Raw genomic sequence first — 4923 nt, 5'->3', positions numbered from 1 at the left:
CTCAGGGTGGACCGCGAACAGTTCAGGGGCCGTCCACCCCTGCCGGTGCGCCTCAGCACCGAGCCGGTCGCAGAATTCCATCGCGGCCTCGCGGATCGCGGCCCATTTCGCCGGCAGCAGGTAGCGGCAAGGCGAGGCGTGAGGCGACAGGTTCTCAAGGGCGCCGCGCCAGATCGCGGCGGCATCGGGGAGCATGGTGGGGGTGAGACCGGATGACATACGGCCGAGCTACGGCAGATAGCTCAAGCCCGCCATGCGGCTGAACGCGGGATTGCCGTGTGTCTGCTCGGCTTGAAAGCGACTGCACCGACGAGGCTGCGCGGTTGTCCTGCGCTGCTCTGACGGCGCTCGGGGCGGGGGTCCCGGTCGCAGGGCGGTCCTCAACGTGAACTGGTTAAAGATTCATAACCGCAAGGAAAAAAGGGTCGTGCTGACCTAGCGGCGGTAGCCGTTCGGCGCCGCTCCGATCTGTTAGGTGCCCCGACGCCTTTTCGGAAGGACCCGATCTGCGGTAATGACCTCACGACAAATTCGTAGAGGCATGTCCTCGTCCATTGCGGAAGATAGGCTTCATAGCGTTCTCCGAAGGTCGGTGCGAAATTTGACCCCTGACTCGGACAATGCACAGACATCGAAGGCTGGGCGGTCACGAGGGACAAAGTGTTTGAGCGCGATTTGAACGGAAGCGCGAGCGGATTGGACTTTTTCGAAGCGCATTCAATCCGAGAAAGACTATAATTTACTATCTATCACCCGCATCGCCTCTCGTTGAGCTAAGTTTAGCACTCGTTGCCGGCCCTGTATGTCGGCGATTGCCGCGTAGGCGCGGATGAGTTCAGCCACCTCTGCTGAAAATCCTGAAGCTCGCTCATCATAGAAGTGAGCGACCGATATACCGAGCATGTCGGCTATCTCTCTGAGGCGAGCGCCAAACTGAGCCGCCGAGCCTGGTTCCTGTCGCATGTAGGCATTCTGAGCCGAAAGCATCGCCTGCGATCTGTCATTTGAAGGGATCTAGTATGCCGCATGTGACAATTTTGCCTGTCTTCTCTGGTGCTTTTCGGTGAAGTTATCTGGGCTAATGTGCCTCCGGTTGGTCGTTCCCCTCGATCAGCCGGGCATACTCGGTCTCAGCTAAACCGTAGCCATCTCCCGCGAGGTCAAGCAGCCTGTCGCGGTCAATGATTGCGACGCGGCCCCGGCGTTTGGCGACCAAGCCGTCCTTCTCCAAAGTTCGCAATGCCATCGTCACACTGGGCCGCTCGACGCCCAGCATCAGCGACATGAACTCCTGCGTGACCATGATCTCTTCGCTCTCACTCCTGTCGTGGCACATCAGTAGCCAGCGGGCGAGGCGGTTGGGTGTGCTACCCCGGGCGTTCGCGAACGCGGTCTGCGCGGTCTGGACAAGTTGAGTCTGAATGTAGCGATGCAGGAGGCGGCGCAGGGCAGGTCGCCGCGCTACCTCGATACGCAACGCATCTGCCTCGACCGACAACATGCGCCCGGCTGCCTGCACGAAGTGGGTATGCGGACTGCGGTCGTCGTCGAGCAAGACCGGGGCGGCACCAACCAGAGCTTCGCGGCCGAGCAACCCTATCTCGACCCGGCCGCTGGCCGCGTCGGAGGTGATAGAGACGATGCCCGCCTCCACGAAGTGCACGGCTTTGATCTCGGTGTTCGCTGAGATGAGCACCTGCCGGAGAGTCATCTCCATAGGGCGTAGCGCTGGTATCAATGCAGCGAAATCCTCGGGCGCGAGCGCGCGCAGGAGGCGGTTTCGTAAGTCGTTCTGCCGGAGGTCTGCCACAGATGCTCACGCGCTAAGGGCAAGAGCACACGCTGTCCCTCAATCGTCGGCGCCCTGGCCTCGGCCGACCACATAATTCAAATATTAACGCGCAACCTGAATAGCAATGTGTCTTCTAAAATAGGCAAACAAATATAACGTACGATATATTTATGTTTTGACTGGGTAATATCATAAGATCAGATCCGGTAAATTAGTCACTTCTACGGCTTTATTACCGTTAGAGTAGATACAAACGTCGCGATAGTCCCGTCAGGTAACTTGTTGGCAGGCCATTCCTGGTCAGTTGCGGGAAATCTAGCGGGCAGCCTAGTTCAGTTGGTTCACACACTTTGAGCGGCGATTAGCACCCGGGCGACGCTCAAGAGTGCTTGGCGACTGGCCTCGCAGTCCAGAGCCTCCCAGAGGCGGTTTAGTTCAGCATTCAAGTCTAGCATCCGTGTCACGGTAGGGTCTGAGAGCATTCTGACAGGAAGGCCAAGCGCATTTGCGATACTCTCCAGCGTAGGTATTAGCATCTTTGAGCCATTTGGAGCTGGCATGGCGATGAGTGTCTCGCTTGTTATGCGAGTTGTAGTGTTCGATACCAGCGTGCCAGGCGGAGTTATTCCGTTGCTGCGGCCATAGTGAGCTGCCTCGCGTCGTGCAGCCGCCAGGATGCGGTTCCGAGCTGGCTCGCTTGGCATCTCCTCCCACAGCCGCAGTAACTCGGCGAACGTGCCAATCTTGGCCGCCATTGCAGCGTCTGAGAACGCGGAGGATTGGATACCGAGCGCTTCGGCGATTTTCTCCAGTGAGCTGACCGGCGTGCATATCAGGGCAGGGACCGGCATATCCATAATCGGTTTATCCGCTTTCGCAGTGGAATGAATAAAAACGTCATATGCCACTTTATTTAGATTTGTAAATCTGTAAATAATATACGATGGTGGTCTGTCGCGGCTCCAAATGTAAAAAATTTACATTTATTCCGCTTCAAGTGAGGCAGTATGAGCCAGGAACGTGACCTTGGCGTTATAGCGGATGTCTGTATTGAGGCGAATGACATAATCCAGCAACACGGTACGCTAGAAATGCTGGTTTTGATCCGTCATTTGCTTTTTGTTGTTGGGCGGGAACTGGCGGTTCAGTCCAAGGCAGGGACAGCGCCTGATAATCCCGACGATACATCGCAGGCATAGGCCGCTTACTGTGCCTACGGCTGCAAGGGCCACAAAGTTTAACTGATGGGCTTGGCAAACGCGGCCCAGAATGGGGTCCGGTCCATCCGGGCTATCTGCCCGCCGCCGTGCCGGCATGAGGGCGAGGTGCCGCTTGACAGGTTCCCGCCGACCATGGTTGTGCGCGGCGTCGGGTTGCGCCTCCGCTGCTCGACCTGTGGGCGGAAGAGGCCGGAGACCGAGCCGGTGTGGCCGCCGCGATAGGGCTAGAGCCGCTGACCCGATCCAGTGAAAGGCGGGGGCCATTGAACCGGGCCGGCGTATCCTCGAAAGGACGCGCACAGGTCAGAACGCGGGACAGAGATGGTGAAGGAGAGGACGATGCCGGTGTGGCGGCCGAGATAGTCCGCCTCGCTGGCGCCACTGAGCGTCGGTCCAAGAGGCAGCCGACTCGGAAGAAAGCTCAGCGAGGCTAAGCCGCCCGACGCGCCCAGAACGCGAGGCCCCAGCCGAACGCGACGGTGACGGCTGGCACGATGACGAAGGCGAGGACTTGAACGTCGGTCAACCTATGAAACATCGTGCAGGTCATCTCGCCGGAATGGAAGGCTTGGCTGAAGCTGGCACGCCGGTCCCCCGCTTCGGGAAGCGGGCTTTTCCTCAGGCGCGAACACAAGGGGGGTGGGGTTAAATCCTCGTCCAGCACGCCTACTCAGACGTTTAAATCAGGGGAAAACATGCGCCAGCGCCCGGTTTCGGACCCTCCGGCAAGACGCGGATCGTCATGCTGAGCCGGGAATTCGGTTCAGTGAAACCCGGTACGGTCGCAAACGCCAAACGCGTGGCCCCGTCGCTGCGCTGTGGAAAGCCACGCGCCGGGGCCACATTCAGGGATAGAAGAAGGGCTGCCAAGGACTAGGGGCTACCCTCGGCTATGACTACTTGCCGCCACCGCTTCCCGTCGAACCCATTCGAGAGGGCTGCCCTTCATTGCCAGAAGCGGCCGAGTCGTTCGAAATGCTGTCCGCAGCGCGCCCGGTCGGCGAGTAGCTGGCAGAGCCCTCTTCGCCCGTCGAGCCCGGCTGACGGGTGACGACACCTGGCGCACCACGGGGGACAATGACGGTTGTAGTGCTCGGGCTTTCCAAAACCTGGGCGAAGGCAGGAGTAGTGAGCACTGCGACAAACGCCGCAACGAGAATACGCTTGTTCATAGAAATCTTTCGCTGAGAGACTGAAGAACCGTCGGTTGTGCGCAATGTGTCCCAGCGGCGGTGTCACAGGTGCGGGCATACCTTGGGTGATCAGCATGCAGCCTGATTAGAGGTGCTTAGGGAACGCCCTCGGGACAGGTTCAAGTGTGCCTGATAAAATGAAGCCTTCCCCGCACGCGTGCCCGAGGCGTTCGCAACACCACACGGCCCGCAGCGGGTGAGCGCACGATGACAAGCGGCTGCAAGCCAGTTCCCTGCGGCTCGCCCGTGAGGCCTTGGCCGGGCAGTCGCGTGAGGGTCGGTGCAGCTGGGGATCTGGACACCGCAAGCACCGGCTCACGGCCAACGGCAGGCCCAGAAGTTTTCAAAAAGTAAAAGCGGGCAGCTACACTTTGATAACCATCAATGGCTTTCGAAGTCGCAGCCGGCGCTCTTCCAGTCTCCTTCAGACAGGGGGTGTGTCGGCGCAGCTACAGTCAGATTTTACGGAATGATTTAGGAAGGGCTCAACCAAGCTTTTGCTGGAGACAGCACCGTTATGAAGACGCTTATCGCCTCGCTCGCCGCCTTCACGGCCCTGACCGCCGCCGCTTCGGCTGCCGACCTTCCGCGCCGCGCTGCGCCGCCGCCGGTCTTCACCCCGGTTCCGGTCTTCACCTGGACGGGCTTCTACGCCGGTTTCAACGCCGGCTACGGCTTCGATGCCTCCTCCAGCCGCGGCCCGACCGTCGTCGGCGTC

Annotated in this window: 3 protein-coding genes and 2 pseudogenes; 2 read left to right on the top strand and 3 right to left on the bottom strand. The window is 59.6% G+C overall.

The genetic code is table 11. From position 1 onward, the window contains the following. The 3 genes and pseudogenes from MKK53_RS05005 to MKK53_RS04995 all read right to left on the bottom strand — a co-directional run. A pseudogene (locus tag MKK53_RS05005) lies at positions 1-219 on the bottom strand (hypothetical protein); the annotation flags it as partial. 859 nt (positions 220-1078) lie between these two features. Next, positions 1079-1717, bottom strand: a complete 639-nt coding sequence (locus tag MKK53_RS05000; RefSeq protein WP_279598823.1) for a Crp/Fnr family transcriptional regulator — start codon at positions 1715-1717, stop codon at positions 1079-1081. A gap of 416 nt (positions 1718-2133) precedes the next feature. Continuing rightward, a complete protein-coding gene (locus MKK53_RS04995) occupies positions 2134-2649 on the bottom strand; it encodes a hypothetical protein (RefSeq protein WP_243927443.1) in 516 nt (171 codons plus the stop codon). 150 nt (positions 2650-2799) lie between these two features. Here MKK53_RS04995 and MKK53_RS04990 point away from each other — a divergent pair, with 150 nt between their 5' ends. Further along, positions 2800-2991, top strand: coding sequence for a hypothetical protein (locus MKK53_RS04990; protein WP_243927441.1), 192 nt, complete (start codon positions 2800-2802; stop codon positions 2989-2991). Positions 2992-4722: 1731 nt separating this feature from the next. Further along, positions 4723-4923, top strand: a pseudogene (locus MKK53_RS04985) (porin family protein); the annotation flags it as partial.

Origin of the sequence: Methylobacterium sp. J-076 (genome assembly GCF_022829405.1) — a bacterium.
Lineage (GTDB): Bacteria > Pseudomonadota > Alphaproteobacteria > Rhizobiales > Beijerinckiaceae > Methylobacterium.
The sequence above is the reverse complement of the archived record's forward strand: the minus strand, read 5'-3'. Positions and strand labels throughout refer to the sequence as shown.